Here is a 19,219-nt window from a genome sequence, read left to right on the forward strand (position 1 = left end):
CCATGTGGCAGAGGGCCCCGCGCGAGGATGTGCGCGACCTCGCCGACGGCAGGTGCCCGGCCAGTGGAGCCGGGCACCCAGAGCGCGGTTCCGGCGGGGAGGCCGGTCGGTCGCCCTACATCATCGGTCGCGGACGCGGGTGCGCGTAGTAGGTGCCCACCTGCTGGTGGTAGTCGGGGTTGCCGAGGTGCTTCTCCTTGTCGAACTCGGGCGCGTTCTTGATCTGGTCCTTGGTGCGGTCGACGTAGATCTTCTTTTCCTTCGGGTCGACGCGGACGATGATCCCGGCCGGCAGGAGGACCTCCTTGCCGAAGATCCATGCTCCCGTGTCGACGACGATGTACGCGGCGCCTACGTCCTCGGAGTGCTTGTCGACCTTGCCGATGCTGCCGTCACTCGCCTCGACCTTGAAGCCGGTCAGATCCATGCCGGACTGGTAGGCGGCCACTGGCCGGTATACCCACACGTTCTCGTCCACGGAGGTGCTCCTTCGCGAGTAGTTCTGGGTGAGTGGGACGCTCGATCGGTGTTCAGTGCCGGAAGCTGTCCTTGGCCTTCTCTCCGGCCTGCTTCAGGTCGCCACCGACCTGTTCGCGGCGGCCCTTCCTCCTGAGCCGCCTGTTGCCGACGGCTCGGCCGGTGCCTTCCTTCAGCCGCCCGGTGAGCGACTGGGTGCTGTTCCTGAGTTTGTCGGCGAGGCCCATGAGGGTCCCTCTTCTCGTTCGGTGAGGCGCCGGGAGGAGTCTCCCGGCGCAGGCTGCCCGTCTCGCAGATGCGAGGACGGGCAGGCGGGGGCTAGCGGCGGCTGCCGGCGGAGCGGCCCGAGCCCATACGGCCGCGCATGAAGAATCCGATGACCCACAGAACCAGCAGCACCGCGGCGACGTACCACAGGACGTGCATCGTGAAGCCGAACCCGAACAACGCCAGGACCAGCACGATCAGGACGATCCAGAGAAGCATGGCCGAACCTCCGGTTCGCAGGAGTGCACTCTGCGTTCCGCGGGGTCTCGGCGAAGCGAATGGCGGGAGGTCGCGCCCGGAGATCCCGGAGCGTCATGGCCCAGCGCCCTGTCCGCCACTCAACGCCGCGCCGCACGCCCTGTCAATGGCTCCGCGCCGCCGGCATCCCGGACGCCGCGGTTTGCGGGCGCTGTGACGGACCGGGCGGACGCCTCCGCTTGTTTTCCCGTCCTATGGTGCAGGTGGACGGGCGGTAGCAGACTTGAGTAGTGAACCCGGAGTCACCGTCGAGGGCGTAGGGGTTGAGGATGATCCAGGCTGCGGATATCCGTGAGTGGCGTACTCAGGGCGTCGTCGACCCGGACGGGCACAGGATCGGCTCGTTGGAGGCGGTCTATGTGGACACCCGTACCGATGAGCCGGCGATGGCCACGGTGCAGGTCGGCCTGCCCACGCGGCACCGCCTGGTCTTCGTACCCCTGGACGACGCGATCGTGGGGCCGGGCTATGTGAAGGTCGCCTACGAAAAGGCGCTGGTGAAGAAGTGCCCGGCGATCGGCACGGACGACGTGCTGCCCGCCGAGGACGAAGCGGCGGTCTTCGCGCACTACGGCCTGACCTACCAACCCGGTGCCGGCGGTGAGCGGCAGCTCGCCCGTCGATAGAACGCCTGGCATCGGCCGAGGAGGCATCCGCGTCATGGTCTTCTTCCTGCTCCTGGTCATCGCGGCGATCGTGCTCGGCGTCATCGGCGTGCTCGCGCACGGACTGCTGTATCTGCTGTTCATCGCGATCGTGGTGTTCGTCGGCGCGCTGGTCCATCTCGCCGTGCGCTGGCGGCGCTCCGGCCGAGGCCGGGTGCGCTGACCATACGGACGGCCCCGACTCCTTCCGATGTCGATCCGGGCCGGTCCGCGGGCAGCTCGATGCCGGTGGGGCTGCCCGGAAATGAGCCAGGCGCCGACTTCGTGGATGAAGCAGAGCGGGACGGAGCGGATGCTGCGTGTGACCACTCCCTGTGGTCCAGCGGCCGAAGGCACTACTGGGAGGTAGCTCCCGCCGGGTGTGACAACCAGCGGTTCGGCTCGTGGATACTCGGCGCTTTGTTGCCCTGCCGCCGGGGACCAGGTTGGTGGGTGCGGGGCTGCCCCGGAGAAACCGGGAGGCCCGCGCCCGCCCGCAGACGACGGTGCGCGGAGTAGTCTCAAAGCACCGAGAGCTTCTCGCGCGTTGGCGTTCATGCTGGTGCCGTTCCCGGCGAACCACCGGGCCGGGCACGTGGACCACGTGCTCGGGGACGGGTCCGCGCCATGACAACGCCCCTCGACCGTTTGACCACCACCAGGCCCGTGTCGGCCACCTCCGCAGGTTCATCCCCGCCACAGGCCAGCCTGGCCTTCACCCCGGCAGACAGAACCCCCGGCCCTCTCCACGACGCGTGGTGGCCCTGCACGCGCGACCTCTCCCTCGAACTCCCGCCCCTGGCCGCGGCATTGGACGAAGGTGAGACGGAGCGGACGCGTGATGGTGGGCACTCCCTCCACCTCGCACCTGCGGTGCACGTCCCGAAGGCAGCCGACTCGGCAGCCAGGTGCGCCCCATGACCACCTTCGTCACCACGGCGGCGATCCTTGGACTGATCGCATGGGAGGCATTCGTGATCCATCTGCGCAACGCACAGCTCAACCAGCGCCTCTCCGCCTTGTGGTACGGCCGCCTACTGCCGGAACTCACCGACCCGGCCGGTCACCCCGCGCGGCGCGACCACCGTGAAGGCGGCCGCGGGCGGCTGCGCCCGCAACGTGTTCGCGCTGCCGTCTACAGCCAATGCCGCCGCTTGAAGATGAAGTACAAGCTCACGCACACCCCCGCCATCAGCAGAATCGCGAACGGATACCCGGCCGCCCACTTCAGCTCCGGCATGTTCTCGAAGTTCATCCCGTAGATCGTTCCCACCAACGTGGGAGCAAACAGAATCGCCGCCCACGACGAGATCTTCTTGATCTCCTCGTTCTGCTCGAACCCCGCCTCCGCCAACGCCCGCATTTCCGCGTTCTGTTGCTGCGTGACCAGCGTCGCGTTCACCGTGAGGATGTCGGTCAGGGCCTGGCGGAAGCCGTCCACTCGTTCGCTGATGTGGGTCACGTGGTCGGCGACGTCGCGGAGGTAGCGCTGGAGTTCTTCGTCCGTGCCGTACTTCGCGAAGCCTGCCATCAGGGCGTGCAGCATGCCGACCAGGGGGCGGGTCGCGCGCTGGAACTCGACCATTTCGCGGGAGAGTTCGTAGATGCGGCGGGAGACCTCCGGGTCGCCGCGGAAGACCTCCGTCTCGATCTCGTCGATGTCGTTCTGCACCCCCGCCACGACCGGGGCGTACCCGTCCACCACCGCGTCGAGGATGGCGTACAGGACCGCTTCCGGGCCAAGGGCCAGGAGTTCGGGGTCCGCCTCCATGCGGCGGCGTACCGCCGAGAGGTCGGGGGCCGCGCCGTGGCGGACCGTGATCACGAAGTCCCGGCCCACGAAGACATGGAGCTCGCCGAAGTCCACCTCCTCCGGGGCGTCCAGGTAGCGGGCCGCGCGCAGTACCACGAACAGGGTCTCCCCGTAGCGCTCCAGCTTCGGACGCTGGTGGGCCTCCAGTGCGTCCTCCACGGCCAGCTCGTGCAGGTCGAACTCGGCCGCCAGCGAAAGGAGTTCGGACTCCGACGGGCGTTGCAGGCCGATCCATGCCATGCCCTCGGGAGTCTCCCGCAACTGGCGGAACGTCTCGGCCAGGGAGCCCGGCGAGGCGATGTGCCGGCCGTCGCGGTACAGGGCGGACTGCACGATGCTGCCGCCCGCTCCGTTCCCTGCCGGTACGGGCACGGCCTTCCCGTGACCGGTCGCGGGAGGTACCGACTCGGCGGGGGCCGGGGCCCCGGCGGGGGGCTGCCTGCGCCACGAGTGCTTCTTCGGCGTCCGCTCGGGGCGGGCCCGTCGCTCGGGCACGATCTCACCTCCCGCTCTGCGACCGGCCCGCGGGCGGTCGAAACGTTCGCCTCTGCGCCCTCGGAATGCCTCTGTCGCCGCTGACGCATACCTCTGGTGAATGCCTCTGCGCAGGATATACGGCTCAAATGGCACTGGCCCGGCGATCCGGTCGTCCGCTGGTCCGGAGGGAGCCGTCCCCTTCGAGACGCACGAGGCAATGCGGACAGAATCTGTCCTCTTGGTGAGTACCGTGCTCCGCATGGCCTCCCATACCGGCACCAGCGCGCACCACCACCCCCTCCTCTCGCGCCGCGCCCTCAACCGCGCCACCCTCGACCGCCAGCTCCTGCTGCGTCGCAGCGACGCGCTCTCGGCCAAGGACGCCGTCGCTCACCTCCTCGGGCTCCAGGCGCAGAACGTGAAGCCGCCGTACTTCGCCCTCTGGTCGCGGCTCGCCGGGTTCCGGCCGGAGGCGCTCTCAGAGCTGATGGAGGCGCGCGAGGTGGTGCGGATCGTCACCCTGCGGTCCACCATCCACACGCACACCGCGGACGACGCGCTCACGCTGCGCCCGCTCGTGCAGGCCGCCCGGGACCGGGAGCTGAACACGTTCCGCAAGGGGCTTGTCGGGGTCGACCTGGAGCGGCTCGGCGGGATCGTCCGCACGCTGGTCGAGGAGCGGCCGCACACCATGAAAGAGCTGCGTGAGGAGCTTCTGAAGGTGTGGCCGGACGCGGATCCCCTGGCGCTGTCCCTCGCCGCCCGCTGTGTGGTCCCGCTGGTCCAGGTCACCCCGCGCGGGGTGTGGGGCCGCGGGGGACCGGTCGCGCTGACCAGCGTCGAGCACTGGCTCGGCCGTTCGCCCAGCCCCGTGCCCGCCCCCGACGAGACCGTGCTCCGCTACCTCGGCGCCTTCGGGCCCGCCTCGGTCAAGGACATGCAGACCTGGTCCGGGCTCACCCGGCTCGGCGCCGCCTTCGAGCGGCTGCGGCCCGGGCTCGCGGTGTTCCGGGACGAGAACGGCGTCGAACTCTTCGATCTCCCGGACGCCCACCGGCCGGACGGGGACGTCCCGGCGCCGCCGCGGTTCCTGCCCGAGTTCGACAACCTGCTGCTCTCGCACGCCGACCGCAGCCGGGTCGTTCCGCCCGAGTACAAGGGGCGCAGCTGGACCGGCAACCAGGCCCACTGCACCCTGCTCGTCGACGGCTTCCTCGCCGGGATCTGGCGGATCGAGGAGCGGAAGGGCAGCTCGGCTCTCCTCACGGTTCAGCTGTTCGGCACGCTCGGCAGGGCCCAGCGTGCCGCAGTGGCCGAGGAGGGTGCTCGGCTGCTCGCCGACATGACCTCGGCCACCTCGTACGACGTACGGTTCGGGGAATTCGCCAACCGGCACTGAACCGGTCCCGGATCTGAACCGGTCCCGGAACGGAAAAGGGGTCCGGAACGGCGGAGAGCTCCGCGACTGAAAGAGTCAGCGGCTCAGCGCGTGGTCCCGGCGGGCGCAGCCGGACGCGCTCTGGCCGTGCCGTCTGCGCGGGGCGGGTGGGGCTAGCAGCGGGTCGACCGTCACCCGCATCACTCCGAGCGGCGCCGACAGCGCCCGCAGGGCGGGTTCGGCGAGGCGGATCCAGGTCTGGTCGCCGCCCAGCACGGCGTTCAGCCGGTCCGGGCTGGTGAATCCGACGGCGGTGCGCGCGCCGAGCTCGTCGCGCAGGAAGCGCAGCTGATGTCCTCCGGCAGAGCCGAGCCGAACCGGCACGTACAGCGGCCCTGCCGGGCGGCGTTCTTCGGGGTCGGCGTCCTCGATGGCGAGGGTGTCCATGGTGTCCTCCGGTGCGGAAGTCGGATGCCGTACGCGTCATGCGCCCGTACGCCTGAAGTTATGCCCCCGGCACCGGCCCGGTGTCCCGCCATGACGCGGCATTGACCCCGACGCCCCGGATTTTGACGCGCTCCTGGCGCAGGTCGGCGCGGGCGGGGCGGCCGAGCGGGTGGCGGCGGCCCCGTACGGCAACTTCATCCCACCGGGTGGCGGCCCGCCGCTCGGGTGGCCCGGGCGGCCCAATCGGCCAGGAGGTCCAGCCGGCCGGGTGGCCGCACCGGACGGGAGGTGCAAGTGGTCAGGGGGCCAGCACTCACGCCGCCCGAGGGCGCCTCAGTCCGCCCGTCCCGTCGCCGCGACCGTCACGCCGAGCCCGATCATCGCGAAGCCGCCCGCGCCGCCGATCAGCGACAGGCGCCGCTCGGAGCGGGCGAACCAGCCGCGCGCGGCCGCAGCGCCCAGGCCCCACAGGGTGTCCGTGATGAGGCCGATGGTGATGGGGATGAGGCCGAGCAGCAGCATCTGGGAGGGCAGGTGTCCCGCCGTGTGGTCCACGAACTGCGGAAGCACCGCGGCGAAGAACACGATGCCCTTCGGGTTGGTGACGCCCACCAGGACGCCGTCCGCGACGGTCCGCAGATCGCCGTGGGCCGGCCGGAGCGCTGCGACGGTCTCGCCGATGGCGGCCACCCCGAGCCGCATGTCCTTGCGGTGCCGGTACGCCTGCACCCCGAGCAGCACGAGATACGCGGCGCCCGCCAGCTTCACCGCCATGAACACCGACGCCGAACGCGCCACCAGCGCACCGATGCCCAGCGCCACCGCGACCACCAGGACGTACGAGCCCAGGACGTTGCCCAGGACCGTCGCGAGCGCGGTGCGGCGGCCGTGCGCGAGGGCCCGGCCTATCACGAACAGCACGCTCGGCCCCGGGATCACGATCACAAGCAGGGACATCGCGGCGAAGGCGAGGAAGCGATCGGTGGACACCATTGTGGTATTCAACCCCACCTGTGTGGCGCGGGCCCAGGGTAGGGACATCGCAACTGTGGGCCGCGCCCATACCGGCGGGGCTGACCGTCCCCGGTCCGTTCGAGGGCGCCCCGGACCCCCTGGATACAGTCCCCGCATGGAACTGCGGCAACTCAGCTACTTCGTCACCGTCGCCGAGGAACTGCACTTCGGGCGGGCCGCCGAGCGGCTGCACATCGTCCAGTCGGCGGTCAGTCAGCAAGTGCGGCGCCTGGAAAGGGAGTTGGGGACCGAGCTCTTCGACCGGTCGCCCCGGCACGTGCGGCTCACCGGGGCGGGGGAGCGGCTGCTGCCCGAGGCGCGCGAGGTCCTGGCCGCCGCCGAGCGGGCCCGGGCCGCCGTCCGTGAGCGCACCACCCTGCGGCTCGGCACCAGCACCGGGCTCGGCGAACACCTCGACCGGGTGCTGGAGGCGTTCGCAGGGATCGCCCCGGACACCGCCGTCGAACTGGTCTCCGCGCCCACCCGCGACCGCCTGGCCCAGGTCGCCGACGGGCGGCTCGACGCCGCGTTCGTCCGCTCCCCGCAGCCCGCGCCGGGTCTGCGGATCCTGCCCCTGTGGGAGGACCCGCTGGTGGTGGCCCTCCCCGCGGCCCATCCGCTCGCGAGCCAGGACGAGATAGCGCTCCCGGACCTGGCCGCGCTGCCCCTGTGCATCACCGCCCGCCGCAACAACCCGGCGCTCGTCGACCTGGTCGTGGGCGCCTGTCACGCGGCGGGCTTCGAGCCGGTGCCGGGCCCGGTCAGCGGCTCGCTCCAGGACACCCTCGCCACCATCGGGCTCGGCCAGTTGTGGACCGTGGTGTACCAGGCCCATGCCCGTGTGCTGCACAGCCCCCGAGTCGCCTTCCGCCCGGTACGCGCCCCCGGCCTCGCACTGCTCACCGGCCTGGCAGTAGGTGCCGACCACATACCCGCCACCGTGGAGCTGCTCCTCAAGGCGTGCTCGATCTCCACGACGACTTCCATGGCGTCCTCCATGCCGACTTCCATGAAGCTCTCCGCCACGACCCCCGTAACCAGCCGCTGACCAGCGACGATCACGAAAGCTGATCGCTGCGGTCGCGGTCTGCTTCTTGGTCGGGCCCGGCGGATCCGATGGACTGAGGTCACGCCGGTGAGCGACCCGGAAAAGCCGGGAAGCCGCCGCCCACAGAGGAGTTGGCCATGCCCATCGTCACCATTCAGCAGGGCCCCCGCGACGTCGAGCTCAAGCGCGAACTGGTCAAGCGGGTCACGGACGCCTTCGTCGACGCGTACAAGATCCCGGCCGAGACCGTCCAGGTGTGGATCCACGAGGTCCCCACGGACAGCTGGGGCGCGGCGGGCACGCTGATCGCCGACAAGTAGCCCTGCACACCCCCGGGTTCACCACCGCCGGGCCGGGCCGTCCGTACGGGGGTCGGACGGCCACCGGCCCCGCTCCCGTCGGCCCCTCGCCCGCCGGGCACCCTCCCGGCGCGCCGGGCCGCCGTCCCCGTAACGGCGCCGGCCGTACGCCGCGAGTGCCGTCAGCGGTACGGAGACGAGGGCGGCCACTCCGAACAGGCCCTGGAACCGGCCGAGTTGGGCGGATCCGGCGGCAAGGCCCGTGCCCAGCGCGCTGCCCAGGTACAGGGCGACCCCGAAGAAGGCGACCGCGGTCGCGCGGGCGGTCGGCACGAGCAGAGTCGCCCACGCCTGCACCGTGGAGTGGAGGAACGCCCAGCCGCCACCGAGCAGCAGCGCGCTCAGCCCGAGCGTCACCAGCGACGGGTGCAGCGCGGCGACGGCGTACGCGAGGGTCAGCTGGGCGCCGCCCGCCACGATCAGCGCGACCGGGCCGAGCCGGCCCGCGAGCCGCCGCACCACTTGGGCCCCGCCCATCGCCGCCGCCCCGTACAGCGCCGCCACCGCGCCCGCGGTCGCCGGAGCCGCGCCGAGCGATTCGAGGGCGGGCGGCAGATAGGTGAAGCAGCCGAGCAGCACGCCTCCTTCGAGGAGGGCCACCCCCATCACGTACCACTGCCAGCGCGAGCGCAGGACGGTGCGCAGCGCGCCGCCCTCGCGCGGAACGAGCTCCGGTTCGGGCAGGCGGCGCAGGGCGAGCGCCAGATATCCGGCGAGCAGTCCGGGCAGCGCGAACACCAGGCGCCAGCTCACCCAGTGGGCCAGCGCACCGGCGACGACGGTGGCAAGCGCGGTGCCGAGCGCGAAAGCCGTCATCAGTGTGCTGAGCGCACGCTGCCGTCCCTCCGGCGCGACCGTGTCTCCCACATACGTCAGCGAGCCCGCGATGGCGGCCGCGAAACAGGCCCCCGTGAATCCCCGCGCCACGATGAGGGACGCGGTCCCCGGCGCCGCCGCGGACGCGAGCGCCCCCACGGCGGACGCCGCGAGCGACAGACGCATCACCCGCACTCTGCCGAACCGGTCGCTCGCCATGCCCCAGGCCGGCTGCGCCAGCCCGTAACCCAGGGTGTACGCGCTCGCGGCGAGCGCGGCCGTGCCGAGCGGCACACCGAACGCGGAGCCGATGAGCACCAGCATCGGAGCGATGGAGAAACGGTCGAAGTTGCTGACGAACCCGGCGGCGCACAGCAGCCCCCCTCGGGGCGGTGAAGTGGTCATGTCCCCAGCTCAGCAGGGGCGCCCACGGCTGTGTGGGCTCAGCCGATTACCATCACTCACACCGTGACGAACTCACCGGACCCCCGAGCGGAACTCGGCGCGTTCCTGCGCTCGCGCCGCGAACGCCTGGCGCCGGCCGCCCTCGGACTGCCCGTCGCACCGCGGCGCCGCACCCCCGGCCTGCGCCGCGCGGAGGTCGCCGAGTCCGCCGGGATCAGCACCTCCTGGTACGCGTGGCTGGAGCAGGGCCGGGTGCGTACCTCCGAGCAGGTGCTGCGGTCGGTCGCGCGGGCGCTTCATCTCGACGCGGCCGAGACCGCGCACGTGCTGTCGTTCGCCGAGGACGCGCCGCCGACGGGCGCCGCCCCGGCCAGCTGGGTCTCGCCGAACCTGCGCTCCCTGGTCGACGCGATGCTTCCGCATCCCGCGATGGTGATCGACCCGCACTGGGACCTGCTCGCGTGGAACGCCTCGTACGCGGCCCTCCTGACCGACCTCGCGCGGCTGCCGCCCAAGCGGCGCAACATGCTGTGGCTGGTGTTCCGCTGGCCGCCGTGCCGGGCGCTGCTCGCCGACTGGGAGGCCGAGGCCCGTTCCCTGCTGGGCCAGTTCAGGGCCCGGGCCGCCCACCATCCCGACGATCCGCGGTATGCCGAGATCATCGAGGCGATCCGCGCGGACCCCTGCGCCGCGCGCTGGCTGGATGAGCGGGAGACCGCCGCCTTCCGCCCGGCCGTCAAGCGCTTCCGGCACCCCGCGGCGGGCGAACTGCGCCTTCGGTCGGTCAAGCTCGCCGCGGTCGACGAACCCGGCCATCACTTCCTCGCGTACCTGCCGGACGGCCCGGACTCCGAGGCGGCCCTGCACCGGCTGCGCTGAAAGACACCGCGAGACACCGCGAGACACCGAAAGGCGCTGAAGGCGCTGAAGACGCTGAAAGGCCGCCCCCGATCGGCGGTTCCAGCAGGTCGATTCGGGGTTTCGGCCGCTGCGCGCGTCGGTAGGTACCAGACTCCCCACCTGACAGCTGTTGCTGATGTCGCGGATACAGGAGAGCAGAACGATGCGGATTCCGATGACGGTCTCGGACTTCCTCGACCGGGCAGAGCTGGGGTTCTCCTCCAGTACCGGCGTCGTTGACGAGCCGGACCAGCCCGGCCCACCGGTGCACGGTCTCACCTACGGGCGGGTCGCCGAGCGGGTGCGCGCCTGGCAGGCGGGGTTCGACGCGCTCGGCGTCGGCGAGGGCGAGCGGGTGGCGGTCGTCAGCCACAACTCGGCGCGCATGCTGGAGCTGTTGTTCGCGGTGCCGATGAGCGGCCGGATCTGCGTACCGGTCAACTTCCGCCTCAAGCCGGAGGAGATCGAGTACGTGGTGCGCCAGAGCGGGGCCTCGGTCCTGCTCGTCGACCCGGAGCTGGACGGCGCGCTGTCCGCGGTCAAGGGCCGTCACCGGTTCGTGCTCGGCGAGCAGACCGAGAACGAGCTGATGCGGTTCGGTGTGGAGCCGCGCCCGTGGTCCGACCCGGACGAGGACGCGACGGCGACGATCAACTACACCTCAGGAACCACCGCCCGCCCCAAGGGAGTTCAGCTCACCCACCGCAACATCTGGGTCAACGGCCTGACCTTCGGACTGCACACCCGGGCCTGGGAGGGTGACGTCTATATGCACACCCTGCCGATGTTCCACTGCAACGGCTGGGGCATGCCGTACGTGATGGCCGGACTCGGCGTCAGACAGGTCGTGCTCCGCAAGGTCGACGGGGCCGAGATCCTGCGGCGCGTGGCGGAGCACGGGGTCACGCTGATGTGCGGGGCGCCCGCGGTGTGGAACATGGTCCTGGACGCGGCGGCATCCTGGCAGGGCGAGATCCCGGGCCGCGACCGCGTGCGGGTCGTCTGCGCGGGAGCGCCGCCGCCGACCCGCATGATCCAGCGGATGGACGAGGAACTGGGCTGGGAGTTCACCCAGATCTACGGGCTCACCGAGACGTCCCCGCTGCTCACCATGAATCGCACCCGGCCCGCCGAGAAGGAACTGCCGTCCGCCGAGCGGGCGCGCAACCTGTCCCGAGCCGGCGTGCCCGCGCTCGGCGTCAGACTGAAGGTGTCCGACTCCGGCGAGGTGCTCGCCCGCTCCAACGTGGTGCTCGACGGCTACTGGGAGAAGCCGGAGGAGACCGCGGCGGCGCTGGAGGACGGCTGGTTCCACACAGGTGACGGCGGCACGATCGACGAGAGTGACGGCTCCCTGACGATCTCGGACCGCAAGAAGGACGTCATCATCACGGGCGGCGAGAACGTGTCCTCGATCGAGGTGGAGGACGCCATCTTCAGTCACCCGGCGGTCGCCGAGGTCGCCGTCATCGGCGTGCCGCACGAGAAGTGGGGCGAGACGATCAAGGCGCTGATCGTCCTCACGGAAGGCGCCTCGGTGACGGAGGCCGACATCATCGCGTACTGCAAGGAGCGCCTCGCCCGCTACAAGGCGCCCACCTCGGTCGAGTTCCGCGAGGCCATCCCGCGCACCGCCACCGGCAAGATCCAGAAGTTCAAGCTCCGCGAGCCGTACTGGTCGGGGCTCGGCCGCGAGATCAACTGACGCCCTTTATACGGGAGTTGAAGTACGCCTGCCTGTGAACCCGGCCGCTCCGTGTGGGGCGGGGCGGCCGGGTTCGGTGTGGGGGGATGGAGGGCAGGCCGGTCACCCGTGCCAGGTGCTGCTCGCGGAGTCGAGGCGCTGATGGGTGAGGGTGGTGGTGAGGTGCGGGGTGTTGTTCTGGTGGAAGGTCAGGGTGGTACGGGGGCGGCCCTGCGCGTCCGGGGGGAGCTGCTGGGTGTCGATCCAGCAGGGTGCGTGGAGTTCGACGTAGCGGTGGAACCGGCAGTCCATGGCTATGGGGACGATGGGTTCCGGGTGGTGCAGATGATGGGCCGTCTGGCGGGCCGCCTCCAGGAGCAGCATGCCGGGCACATGGTCGACGGGATGGTCGAAGAGGATGCGGTGCTGTGGATCGATGCGGAGCCGGTGACGGCCAGGAGTTTGGCTGGGAGACAGCACCACGTCGCGGGCGTGGGTACGGGCCACACGTGCGGGCGGCACAGGCAGCGCGAGTTGGGGTGCGGGCCACAGATGGGCGTCGGCGTACTGGGCGCGCAGGCGGCGGTAGACGGCCGGAGTCTGAATGGTGAAGCGGGTGTGGGCGGTGGCCAGCGGGATGCCGCCGCGGAAGGCCCGGATGAGCAGGGTCAGGGAGGTGGTGCGCCCGCCGCGGCGTACCGCCTCCAGGCAGCTGACGTGCAGGTCGACGGTGGGCGGAAGTAACGCGGCGTCCAGAGCGGCGGGGTGCAGCGTGAAGCGGTAGTGGTCCCACAACAGGTGGTGCCCGAACGGTACGTCGTACGCGGTGTGGGAGAGCAGCGGAAAGATCTGACGGATCGTCTCGCTCAGGATCAGCGGGTCGTGCAATCCGTGGCGCACCTCGTAGAAGCGGTGGTCGTCGGGCCAGTGGGCGTGCACCGTGAAGGCGTCGGGCGCGGTGCGGTGCCACCCGGTCAGCAGCACCTCGTCGGGGTTCGTCTTGTGGACCAGCTCTCTGGGCACGGTGGCGACGGGGGGCGCGGGGCATGCGGGCAGCGGCGGCATGGGGTACTCCTCACAGACGGCCGGGCGGCGGCAGGGCCGACGGGCTCAGGGGTGGGGATGCATGGGGTGAAAGGGGGAGGCCGGGCGGGAGCGGCCGGCGGGCTACGGCCGGGAGCCGGGACAGGATCGAGGACAACTGCCGCAACAGCTGCGGCAGTTGGTGGGGCTCGGCAGGCCGGTGTCCGGCAGGCGCGGCGCGGTGAGCGCGCGCTGGATTCCCGACATCATGCGGCCCCCCGGGCATAAGTCGTCAACGGTCGGTGCGTCAGCGTGATCGTGGACCACTGCGCCGATGGCCGATAATATAAAAGGCGTTCTCTATTTTTGTCGAACCTGATCGGGAGCGGAAGCGATGGCGGAAATCAGACAGGAGCGGGCGCTGAGGACCCGTGAAGTGCTCCTGCGGGCGGCGGCGGAGGAGTTCGACGAGAAGGGGTACGCGGCGGCTCTGATCAACCAGATCCTCGCGCGGGCCGGGCTGACAGCCGGGGCGATGTACTTCCACTTCAAGTCGAAGGAGGACCTCGCCGTCGCGGTGATGAACGCGCAGAGGCACACGATCGAGCCAGGTCTGAACGCGCGCGGACTGCAGCGACTTGTCGACATCACCCTGGTCTGGGCACATCAGCTGCGTGTCGACCCGTTGCTGCGTGCCGGTGTCCGACTCGCCGTGGAGCAGGGCAGTTTCGGCATGCACGACGCGTCCACGTTCCTGGAGTGGCGCGAGATCATGGTCGCGTGCCTGGTCGACGCGGAGAGCGACAAGGAACTCATGCCGGGTGTGGTGCCCGAGGACATCGCCGAGTTCGTGGTCGGCGCGTGTACCGGAATCCAGCTGTACGCGAACCTTGTGAACGGTCGCGAGGACCTCGTCGAGCGCACGGTACGGATGTGGGAGCTGCTGCTCCCCGGCGTCGCCGTGCCCAGCGCCGCGCGCCGTATCAGCCTGGACGCGGAGCGGGGCCGCGCCTCGTGAACGAGCGCACCTTATGGCCGGATGGCGCCCCTGAAACCCTGGCGGGCGAGGGCGACTTGGAGTCCGAGGGCACCTTCGGCGACGAGCGGCGCATGCGTGTCGTCATCACCGGGGCCGCCGGCACCGTGGGCGGCAAGGTGGCTCGTCTCCTGGCGCCGAACCATGACGTACGTTCGCTGACCAGGGACCCGGCACGGGCCGCCCGGGACGGGGTGGCCGGGCACATCGTGGGCGCGGACCTCGGGGACCCCGCCACACTGCGCCACGCGATGGAGGGAGCGGACGCCCTCCTGCTCGTGACCTTCGACCCGCTGAGTCCCACGCACGATGCGAACGCGCTGGCCGCCGCCCGGGCCGGCGGAGTGAGGCATGTGGTGAAACTGTCCGCGGCGGCGGTGTCCGACCCGCTGGCCCAGGACCGGATCACCTGCTGGCAGCGTGAGACGGAGGAGCAGGTCAGGGCGTCCGGCATGACCTGGACGCTGCTGCGGCCGCGGGCGTTCATGTCCAACGCCCTGGGCTGGGCCGGGGGAGTGCGCAAGGAGGGGGTGGTGCGGGCGCTGTACGGATCCTCACGCAACTCCTGCGTCGACCCGCAGGACGTGGCGAGGGCCGCCGCCCGGTCCCTGGTCGGCCGTGGCCAGGCGGGCCGGATCCACGCGCTGACCGGACAGCAGGCGCTGAGCGCGCGCGAGCAGACGGATCAACTTGGCGAGGCGCTTCAACTACCCGTGCGCTACGAGGAGTTGACGTCGAGCCAGGCGTTGCGGGGATGGCGCAACCGGCTGGGGGAGCCGCTGGCCCGCGCTCTGCTGGCCGGCGCCGAACGACAGGCGGCGGGCGCGAAGGAACAGGTCACCGATGGCGTCCGGGAAGCCACCGGCCGGTCCCCGGGCACCTTCAGGGCCTGGGCCACCCGCCACGCGGAGGCCTTCCGCTGACCTGCCGCACGCCGGGCCGCACGCCCAGCCGTCCACAGGGCCGCACGGGAAGGGCGGGCCCAGCCCACATGTGGCGACACCACACACATACAGACGCCACACACGCAGACACCACGCACATACCGACACCACCGACACCACCGACACCACACACATAAAGGCGTACTGGCCGGGAAACCGGCACCGGGAGGGAAGAAGAACCATGACTGAAGCGCACGGCATGCTCGCGGGCAGGACCGTTCTGATCACCGGGTCCTCCAGCGGCATCGGAGAGGCCGCGGCGCGGCTGTTCGCGGCGGAAGGGGCCGCCGTGGTCCTGATGGCGCGCCGCGCGGACCGGCTGGACGCGCTCGCCCACGACATCGTCGAGGCGGGCGGCAGGGCCGAGACCGCCCCTGGTGACGTGGTCAGCGAAGAGGACGTGGCCAACGCGGTCAAGGTCGCGGTGGGCCGGTTCGGCCGTCTGGACGGGGCGTTCAACAACGCGGGCTGGGCCACGGCGGGAACCCCGCTGCACGAGACGGACACCGCGATCTTCGAGCGGACCATGGACGTGAACGTGCGCGGCGTATGGAACTGTCTGCGCCACCAGATCCCCGCCATGCTCGAAGCGGGCGGCGGTTCCATCGTGAACACCTCCAGCGTCGCGGGCCTCCAGGCCACCGGCGCATCGGCTGCGTATGTGGCCGCCAAACATGCCGTGTTGGGTCTGACCCGGGCGGCCGCGGCGGACTACGGCCGACAGGGGATCCGGGTCAACGCGCTGGTGGTGGGCAGCACCCGCAGCGAGCTGATGGAGGAGGTGCTGGCCGGGACGCCGGAACTGGAGGAGAGCTTCGTGTCCCGCTCCGTCCAGCGCCGGATGGCCGACCCGGTGGAGATCGCCCAGGCCGCGGCCTGGCTGTGCAGCGACCGCGCCACCTTCGTCACCGGTGCGGCCATGCCGGTGGACGGCGGGTGGACGGCGGCGTAACGCCTTCGGCAGCAGAATTTCCGTTCCGTTCGGCTCGGTACAGCCATCGTTGGTCCGGCACGGCCGCCGGCCGTCCCCCCCGGCCCCGGACCGCAAGGTGACCTGCGGTCCGGGACATCGGTGTGTGCCGCCCCAGGGCGAACAGCCCTGGGGCGGCACAGGCGCTCAAGCCGCCCGCGGGGAAGGGGTGGTGGGGTCCGGCATGCCCTCGCCCCGGACCGTGGCGAGGTAGCCGGCCACGGCGTCGCGGTTGCGGGTCAGGCCCTGGATGCGTTCGGTCATGCGCTGGTGCTCGCGTTCCAGCGTGGCGATCATCTCCGGTGTCGCGCCCAGGACATGGATGGTCCGGGTGGTCTCCAGACAGGGCAGGATCTGCTTGATGATCCGCGTCGGCAGCCCGGCCTCCAGGAGGCCTCTGATCTGCAGGACCCGGTCGACGTAGAACTCGTCGTAGTCGCGGTATCCGTTGGCGGAGCGGTCGGCGACGATCAGCCGCTGTTCCTCGTAGTAGCGCAGGAGTCGGCGGGGCGTGCCGGTGCGTTCCGACAGCTCTCCGATACGCATGTGATCGACCTCACATTTCTTCCCGTTGACCTTCACATAGGTGTGAGGGTTCGAGCATTCACACCATGTCAATTAGCGAGAAGCAGACCCCAGTTGATCCCAAGGTCGGGATCAAGAATCAGAGTGACCAGAAACTGCCCCTGCTCGCGCTGCTCGCGCTGGCCACGGCGGTCTTCATCACGAGCCTGACCGAAACACTGCCCGCGGGCCTGCTGCCCGCGATGAGTTCGGACCTGCACGTCAGCGAGTCCGCGACCGGCCAGACGGTCACGATCTACGCCATCGGTACGGCCCTCACCGCGATCCCCCTGACCGCCGCGACCGCGGCCTGGCGGCGCAAGCGGCTGCTCCTGGCGTCGATGGCGGGATTCGCCGTGGCCAACACGGTGACCGCCCTTTCGGGCAACTACTCCCTGACGATGGTGGCCCGGTTCGTCGCCGGTGTGGCCGCCGGCCTGGCCTGGGCTCTGCTCGCCGGATACGCCCGCCGCATGGCGCCCGCGCACCTTCAGGGCAAGGCGATCGCCATCGCGATGGCCGGTATCCCGGTCGCGCTCTCCCTGGGCGTTCCGGCCGGCACCTTCCTGGGCAAGGCCGTCAACTGGCAGGTCGCCTTCCTGGTCATGACCGGCCTCACCGTGCTCCTGCTCGCCTGGATCGGCGCGCTGGTCCCGGACTACCCGGGCCAGCGGCAGAGTGAGAAGACGCCGATGGCCGCGGCGCTGAAGGTCCCCGGAGTCACCCCGGTCCTGTTCGTGACCCTGGTCTTCGTGCTGGCCCACACCATCCTCTACACGTTCATCGCGACCTTCCTCGACGAACTCGGCATGGGCAACTCCACCGACCTGGTGCTTCTGGTGTTCGGCGCGGCCTCGCTGGTCAGCATCTGGGTGGTCGGCGCGCAGATCAACCGCCAACTGCGGGCGCTGATGATCGCGAGCACCCTGCTGGTCGCCGTCGCGGCCGCCATCCTCGCCGTCCTCTCGGACAGCACCGCCATGGTGTACGTCGCCGTCACCCTGTGGGGCCTCGGCTGGGGCGGCGCTCCGACCCTGCTGCAGACCGCGGTCGGTGACGCGGGCGGTGAGCACGCGGACGCGGCCCAGGCCATGCTGGTGACGCTGTGGAACGTGGCGATGGCCGGAGGCGGCATCGTCGGCGGCATCCTGCTGAACCTGCTCGGCTCGACCTCCTTCCCCTGGAGCATCCTGGTCCTGCTCGCGCCGGTCCTCATCGTGGTCCTGGCCGCCCGCGCCCACGGATTCCCCGCCAAACGCGGCAGTGCCGCCTGAGGAACGACGACGCCGGACACCGCGGCCCGATGCCGCGGTGTCCGGCGTTCGCCGCCGACGGCAGGGGGACCTCGCGTGCTCATAGGGACGATGGCCCGGCAGACCGGCGTCAGCGCACGGCTGCTGAGGTACTACGAAGAACAGGGCCTGCTGGCGCCCCGGCGCCGCTCCAGCGGCTTCCGCGACTACCGGGAACAGGACGTGCACGCGGTCCGGCACATCCGCGCGCTGCTGGCCGCCGGACTCAGCACCCGCGCGATCGCCGCGCTGATGCCCAGCCTTCCCGGCGGGGCGGGCCTGGCCCCCGTACCGCTGAGCGCGGACCTGCTGGCGGTCCTGCGCCGGGAACGCGTCCGGCTCCGGGACGCCGCGGCGAGCCTGCTGGCCGCGTGCGAGGTGCTGGACGCGATCACCGCGTCCGCCCAAGTGCCGCACTGTTGAGTCCGATCGACGTCACAGCGGATACGCATGAGGGGGCGCCCCGGGCAGGATGCCCGGGGCGCCCCCTTCGCGTACGGACCGCCGGTCTCAGGGCTGCGTGGTGGCGTAGTGCTCGGCGATCTCGTCGCTGGTCGCCAGCCACACCGCGGGGTGGTTCGCGAGGCGTTCGAGGACCTGGTCCACGTACTTGTGCCGGAAGGGCTGGCTGCTGATGAACGGGTGCAGGACCAGCGCCATCACCCGGCCGCTGTCCGCGGAGTCGGCGTACAGCTGGTCCAGCTGGTCGGAGACGATGCGCACGAACTCGGGGCCGCTGAGGTTCCGGCCCGCGAACAGGGTGATGTCGTTGACCTCGATGGAGTACGGAACGCTCAGCATCCCCGGCACGTTCAGCCGGTAGGGCTGGTCGTCGTTGCACCAGTCGAGGACGTACCCGAGGCCGAGTTCGGCGAGCAGGGCGGGTGTGCGGAAGGTCTCCGTGAGCGCCGGCCCCAGCCAGCCGCGCGGCCGCCGTCCCGTCGCCCGCTCGATCGTGCCGACCACGTCCGCCAGATAGGCGCGCTCCTCCTCGGCCGAACTGTGCGTCTGGAACGTGGAGTTGTCCCTGCCGTGCGCCACCCAGGCCCAGTCACGAGCCCGGCCCGCCTCGATGATCTGCGGATAGTGTGCGCAGACGGCGGAGTTGAGCATCACGCTCGCGCGGATCCCGTGCCGGTCCAGGCTCTCGGCCAGCCGCCAGATGCCGACCCGGGGCCCGTAGTCGCGCCAGCCGTAGTTCAGCGGGTCGGGCGCGAGTCCCGCGGTCCCGGTGAAGATGCTCGTCGAGGGCCGATCGACCTGGTAGTGCTCGATGTTCACCCCGACATAACAGGCGACCCGGGCGCCGCCGGGCCACTTGACCGGCGGGCGTTCGGTGATCGGGCTGTACGCGAATAACTCGTTGTCCATGGTTGCTCACCTCGTGGTTCCCAACTCGCCGT

Annotated in this window: 23 protein-coding genes; 13 read left to right on the forward strand and 10 right to left on the reverse strand. The window is 70.9% G+C overall.

The window, feature by feature from the left end; translation table 11 throughout:
• Positions 1–115: 115 nt before the first annotated feature.
• From ABD346_RS13105 to ABD346_RS13115, 3 genes are all read right to left on the reverse strand, one after another.
• Positions 116–478, reverse strand: a complete 363-nt coding sequence (locus ABD346_RS13105; protein WP_344374661.1) for a PRC-barrel domain-containing protein — start codon at positions 476–478, stop codon at positions 116–118.
• 52 nt (positions 479–530) lie between these two features.
• Positions 531–704, reverse strand: coding sequence for a CsbD family protein (locus ABD346_RS13110; RefSeq protein WP_344374663.1), 174 nt, complete (start codon positions 702–704; stop codon positions 531–533).
• A 91-nt stretch (positions 705–795) separates the two neighbouring features.
• A complete protein-coding gene (locus tag ABD346_RS13115) occupies positions 796–963 on the reverse strand; it encodes a hydrophobic protein (protein WP_344374664.1) in 168 nt (55 codons plus the stop codon).
• A gap of 308 nt (positions 964–1,271) precedes the next feature.
• Between ABD346_RS13115 and ABD346_RS13120 the strand changes: the two genes are divergently transcribed.
• The 3 genes from ABD346_RS13120 to ABD346_RS13130 all read left to right on the forward strand — a co-directional run bounded on the left by ABD346_RS13120 (position 1,272) and on the right by ABD346_RS13130 (position 2,567).
• Positions 1,272–1,628 (forward strand): PRC-barrel domain-containing protein, encoded by a 357-nt coding sequence (locus ABD346_RS13120; protein ID WP_344374666.1) that lies wholly within the window; start codon positions 1,272–1,274, stop codon positions 1,626–1,628.
• Between the two features lie 34 nt (positions 1,629–1,662).
• On the forward strand, positions 1,663–1,830 hold the full coding sequence (locus ABD346_RS13125; protein WP_344374667.1) for a hypothetical protein: 168 nt from the start codon (positions 1,663–1,665) through the stop codon (positions 1,828–1,830).
• A 443-nt stretch (positions 1,831–2,273) separates the two neighbouring features.
• Entirely contained in the window at positions 2,274–2,567 is a 294-nt protein-coding gene (locus tag ABD346_RS13130) for a DUF5994 family protein (RefSeq protein ID WP_344374669.1), read from the forward strand.
• 214 nt (positions 2,568–2,781) lie between these two features.
• Here ABD346_RS13130 and ABD346_RS13135 read toward each other — a convergent pair whose 3' ends face one another.
• Positions 2,782–3,954: a magnesium and cobalt transport protein CorA gene (locus tag ABD346_RS13135; RefSeq protein WP_344374670.1), complete on the reverse strand. Its 1,173-nt coding sequence runs from the start codon at positions 3,952–3,954 to the stop codon at positions 2,782–2,784.
• A 241-nt stretch (positions 3,955–4,195) separates the two neighbouring features.
• On the opposite strand from ABD346_RS13135, the gene ABD346_RS13140 reads away from it, so the two are divergent.
• Positions 4,196–5,335 (forward strand): winged helix DNA-binding domain-containing protein, encoded by a 1,140-nt coding sequence (locus ABD346_RS13140; protein ID WP_344374671.1) that lies wholly within the window; start codon positions 4,196–4,198, stop codon positions 5,333–5,335.
• A 75-nt stretch (positions 5,336–5,410) separates the two neighbouring features.
• Here ABD346_RS13140 and ABD346_RS13145 read toward each other — a convergent pair whose 3' ends face one another.
• Both ABD346_RS13145 and ABD346_RS13150 read right to left on the reverse strand, forming a co-directional pair.
• Complete coding sequence (locus ABD346_RS13145; RefSeq protein ID WP_344374672.1) at positions 5,411–5,761, reverse strand: SAV_915 family protein; 351 nt, start codon at positions 5,759–5,761, stop codon at positions 5,411–5,413.
• A 333-nt stretch (positions 5,762–6,094) separates the two neighbouring features.
• Positions 6,095–6,754: a LysE family translocator gene (locus tag ABD346_RS13150; RefSeq protein ID WP_344374674.1), complete on the reverse strand. Its 660-nt coding sequence runs from the start codon at positions 6,752–6,754 to the stop codon at positions 6,095–6,097.
• 136 nt (positions 6,755–6,890) lie between these two features.
• On the opposite strand from ABD346_RS13150, the gene ABD346_RS13155 reads away from it, so the two are divergent.
• Both ABD346_RS13155 and dmpI read left to right on the forward strand, forming a co-directional pair.
• Positions 6,891–7,823, forward strand: a complete 933-nt coding sequence (locus ABD346_RS13155) for a LysR family transcriptional regulator (protein ID WP_344374675.1) — start codon at positions 6,891–6,893, stop codon at positions 7,821–7,823.
• A gap of 137 nt (positions 7,824–7,960) precedes the next feature.
• The gene (gene dmpI, locus ABD346_RS13160; protein WP_030160756.1) at positions 7,961–8,143 is read left to right on the forward strand and encodes a 4-oxalocrotonate tautomerase DmpI; all 183 of its coding nucleotides are present in this window, start codon (positions 7,961–7,963) and stop codon (positions 8,141–8,143) included.
• An 18-nt stretch (positions 8,144–8,161) separates the two neighbouring features.
• Here dmpI and ABD346_RS13165 read toward each other — a convergent pair whose 3' ends face one another.
• Entirely contained in the window at positions 8,162–9,403 is a 1,242-nt protein-coding gene (locus ABD346_RS13165) for an MFS transporter (protein WP_344374676.1), read from the reverse strand.
• A 63-nt stretch (positions 9,404–9,466) separates the two neighbouring features.
• On the opposite strand from ABD346_RS13165, the gene ABD346_RS13170 reads away from it, so the two are divergent.
• Both ABD346_RS13170 and ABD346_RS13175 read left to right on the forward strand, forming a co-directional pair.
• Positions 9,467–10,282: a helix-turn-helix domain-containing protein gene (locus tag ABD346_RS13170; protein WP_344374677.1), complete on the forward strand. Its 816-nt coding sequence runs from the start codon at positions 9,467–9,469 to the stop codon at positions 10,280–10,282.
• Positions 10,283–10,466: 184 nt separating this feature from the next.
• Positions 10,467–12,008: an AMP-binding protein gene (locus tag ABD346_RS13175; RefSeq protein ID WP_344374679.1), complete on the forward strand. Its 1,542-nt coding sequence runs from the start codon at positions 10,467–10,469 to the stop codon at positions 12,006–12,008.
• A gap of 102 nt (positions 12,009–12,110) precedes the next feature.
• Here the strand turns inward: ABD346_RS13175 and ABD346_RS13180 are convergent, their stop codons facing one another.
• Positions 12,111–13,052, reverse strand: coding sequence for a ScbA/BarX family gamma-butyrolactone biosynthesis protein (locus tag ABD346_RS13180; protein WP_344374680.1), 942 nt, complete (start codon positions 13,050–13,052; stop codon positions 12,111–12,113).
• Positions 13,053–13,404: 352 nt separating this feature from the next.
• On the opposite strand from ABD346_RS13180, the gene ABD346_RS13185 reads away from it, so the two are divergent.
• From ABD346_RS13185 to ABD346_RS13195, 3 genes are all read left to right on the forward strand, one after another.
• Positions 13,405–14,028: a ScbR family autoregulator-binding transcription factor gene (locus ABD346_RS13185; protein ID WP_344374682.1), complete on the forward strand. Its 624-nt coding sequence runs from the start codon at positions 13,405–13,407 to the stop codon at positions 14,026–14,028.
• Positions 14,025–14,969: an NAD(P)H-binding protein gene (locus tag ABD346_RS13190; RefSeq protein ID WP_344374684.1), complete on the forward strand. Its 945-nt coding sequence runs from the start codon at positions 14,025–14,027 to the stop codon at positions 14,967–14,969. The genes ABD346_RS13185 and ABD346_RS13190 overlap by 4 nt, the downstream gene beginning before the upstream one ends.
• 202 nt (positions 14,970–15,171) lie before the next feature.
• A complete protein-coding gene (locus tag ABD346_RS13195) occupies positions 15,172–15,942 on the forward strand; it encodes an SDR family NAD(P)-dependent oxidoreductase (RefSeq protein ID WP_344374685.1) in 771 nt (256 codons plus the stop codon).
• Between the two features lie 165 nt (positions 15,943–16,107).
• On the opposite strand, the gene ABD346_RS13200 is transcribed toward ABD346_RS13195, so the two are convergent.
• Positions 16,108–16,506, reverse strand: a complete 399-nt coding sequence (locus ABD346_RS13200) for a MerR family transcriptional regulator (protein ID WP_344374687.1) — start codon at positions 16,504–16,506, stop codon at positions 16,108–16,110.
• A gap of 65 nt (positions 16,507–16,571) precedes the next feature.
• On the opposite strand from ABD346_RS13200, the gene ABD346_RS13205 reads away from it, so the two are divergent.
• On the forward strand, positions 16,572–17,798 hold the full coding sequence (locus ABD346_RS13205) for an MFS transporter (protein ID WP_344374688.1): 1,227 nt from the start codon (positions 16,572–16,574) through the stop codon (positions 17,796–17,798).
• Between the two features lie 75 nt (positions 17,799–17,873).
• The gene (locus ABD346_RS13210; RefSeq protein WP_344374690.1) at positions 17,874–18,239 is read left to right on the forward strand and encodes a MerR family transcriptional regulator; all 366 of its coding nucleotides are present in this window, start codon (positions 17,874–17,876) and stop codon (positions 18,237–18,239) included.
• A gap of 87 nt (positions 18,240–18,326) precedes the next feature.
• Here ABD346_RS13210 and ABD346_RS13215 read toward each other — a convergent pair whose 3' ends face one another.
• The gene (locus ABD346_RS13215; RefSeq protein ID WP_344374691.1) at positions 18,327–19,187 is read right to left on the reverse strand and encodes a polysaccharide deacetylase family protein; all 861 of its coding nucleotides are present in this window, start codon (positions 19,185–19,187) and stop codon (positions 18,327–18,329) included.
• Between the last annotated feature and the right edge of the window lie 32 nt (positions 19,188–19,219).

The organism is Streptomyces mauvecolor (assembly GCF_039532965.1).
GTDB lineage: Bacteria > Actinomycetota > Actinomycetes > Streptomycetales > Streptomycetaceae > Streptomyces > Streptomyces violascens.

Excerpts from the sequence above, each read along its gene's own strand:
- ABD346_RS13110 (WP_344374663.1), bottom strand. The coding sequence starts at position 704 with ATGGGCCTCGCCGACAAACTCAGGAACAGCACCCAGTCGCTCACCGGG.
- ABD346_RS13115 (WP_344374664.1), bottom strand. The coding sequence starts at position 963 with ATGCTTCTCTGGATCGTCCTGATCGTGCTGGTCCTGGCGTTGTTCGGG.
- ABD346_RS13120 (WP_344374666.1), top strand. The coding sequence starts at position 1,272 with ATGATCCAGGCTGCGGATATCCGTGAGTGGCGTACTCAGGGCGTCGTC.
- ABD346_RS13125 (WP_344374667.1), top strand. The coding sequence starts at position 1,663 with ATGGTCTTCTTCCTGCTCCTGGTCATCGCGGCGATCGTGCTCGGCGTC.
- ABD346_RS13130 (WP_344374669.1), top strand. The coding sequence starts at position 2,274 with ATGACAACGCCCCTCGACCGTTTGACCACCACCAGGCCCGTGTCGGCC.
- ABD346_RS13140 (WP_344374671.1), top strand. The coding sequence starts at position 4,196 with ATGGCCTCCCATACCGGCACCAGCGCGCACCACCACCCCCTCCTCTCG.
- ABD346_RS13145 (WP_344374672.1), bottom strand. The coding sequence starts at position 5,761 with ATGGACACCCTCGCCATCGAGGACGCCGACCCCGAAGAACGCCGCCCG.
- ABD346_RS13150 (WP_344374674.1), bottom strand. The coding sequence starts at position 6,754 with ATGGTGTCCACCGATCGCTTCCTCGCCTTCGCCGCGATGTCCCTGCTT.
- ABD346_RS13155 (WP_344374675.1), top strand. The coding sequence starts at position 6,891 with ATGGAACTGCGGCAACTCAGCTACTTCGTCACCGTCGCCGAGGAACTG.
- dmpI (WP_030160756.1), top strand. The coding sequence starts at position 7,961 with ATGCCCATCGTCACCATTCAGCAGGGCCCCCGCGACGTCGAGCTCAAG.
- ABD346_RS13165 (WP_344374676.1), bottom strand. The coding sequence starts at position 9,403 with ATGACCACTTCACCGCCCCGAGGGGGGCTGCTGTGCGCCGCCGGGTTC.
- ABD346_RS13175 (WP_344374679.1), top strand. The coding sequence starts at position 10,467 with ATGCGGATTCCGATGACGGTCTCGGACTTCCTCGACCGGGCAGAGCTG.
- ABD346_RS13180 (WP_344374680.1), bottom strand. The coding sequence starts at position 13,052 with ATGCCGCCGCTGCCCGCATGCCCCGCGCCCCCCGTCGCCACCGTGCCC.
- ABD346_RS13185 (WP_344374682.1), top strand. The coding sequence starts at position 13,405 with ATGGCGGAAATCAGACAGGAGCGGGCGCTGAGGACCCGTGAAGTGCTC.
- ABD346_RS13195 (WP_344374685.1), top strand. The coding sequence starts at position 15,172 with ATGACTGAAGCGCACGGCATGCTCGCGGGCAGGACCGTTCTGATCACC.
- ABD346_RS13200 (WP_344374687.1), bottom strand. The coding sequence starts at position 16,506 with ATGCGTATCGGAGAGCTGTCGGAACGCACCGGCACGCCCCGCCGACTC.
- ABD346_RS13205 (WP_344374688.1), top strand. The coding sequence starts at position 16,572 with ATGTCAATTAGCGAGAAGCAGACCCCAGTTGATCCCAAGGTCGGGATC.
- ABD346_RS13215 (WP_344374691.1), bottom strand. The coding sequence starts at position 19,187 with ATGGACAACGAGTTATTCGCGTACAGCCCGATCACCGAACGCCCGCCG.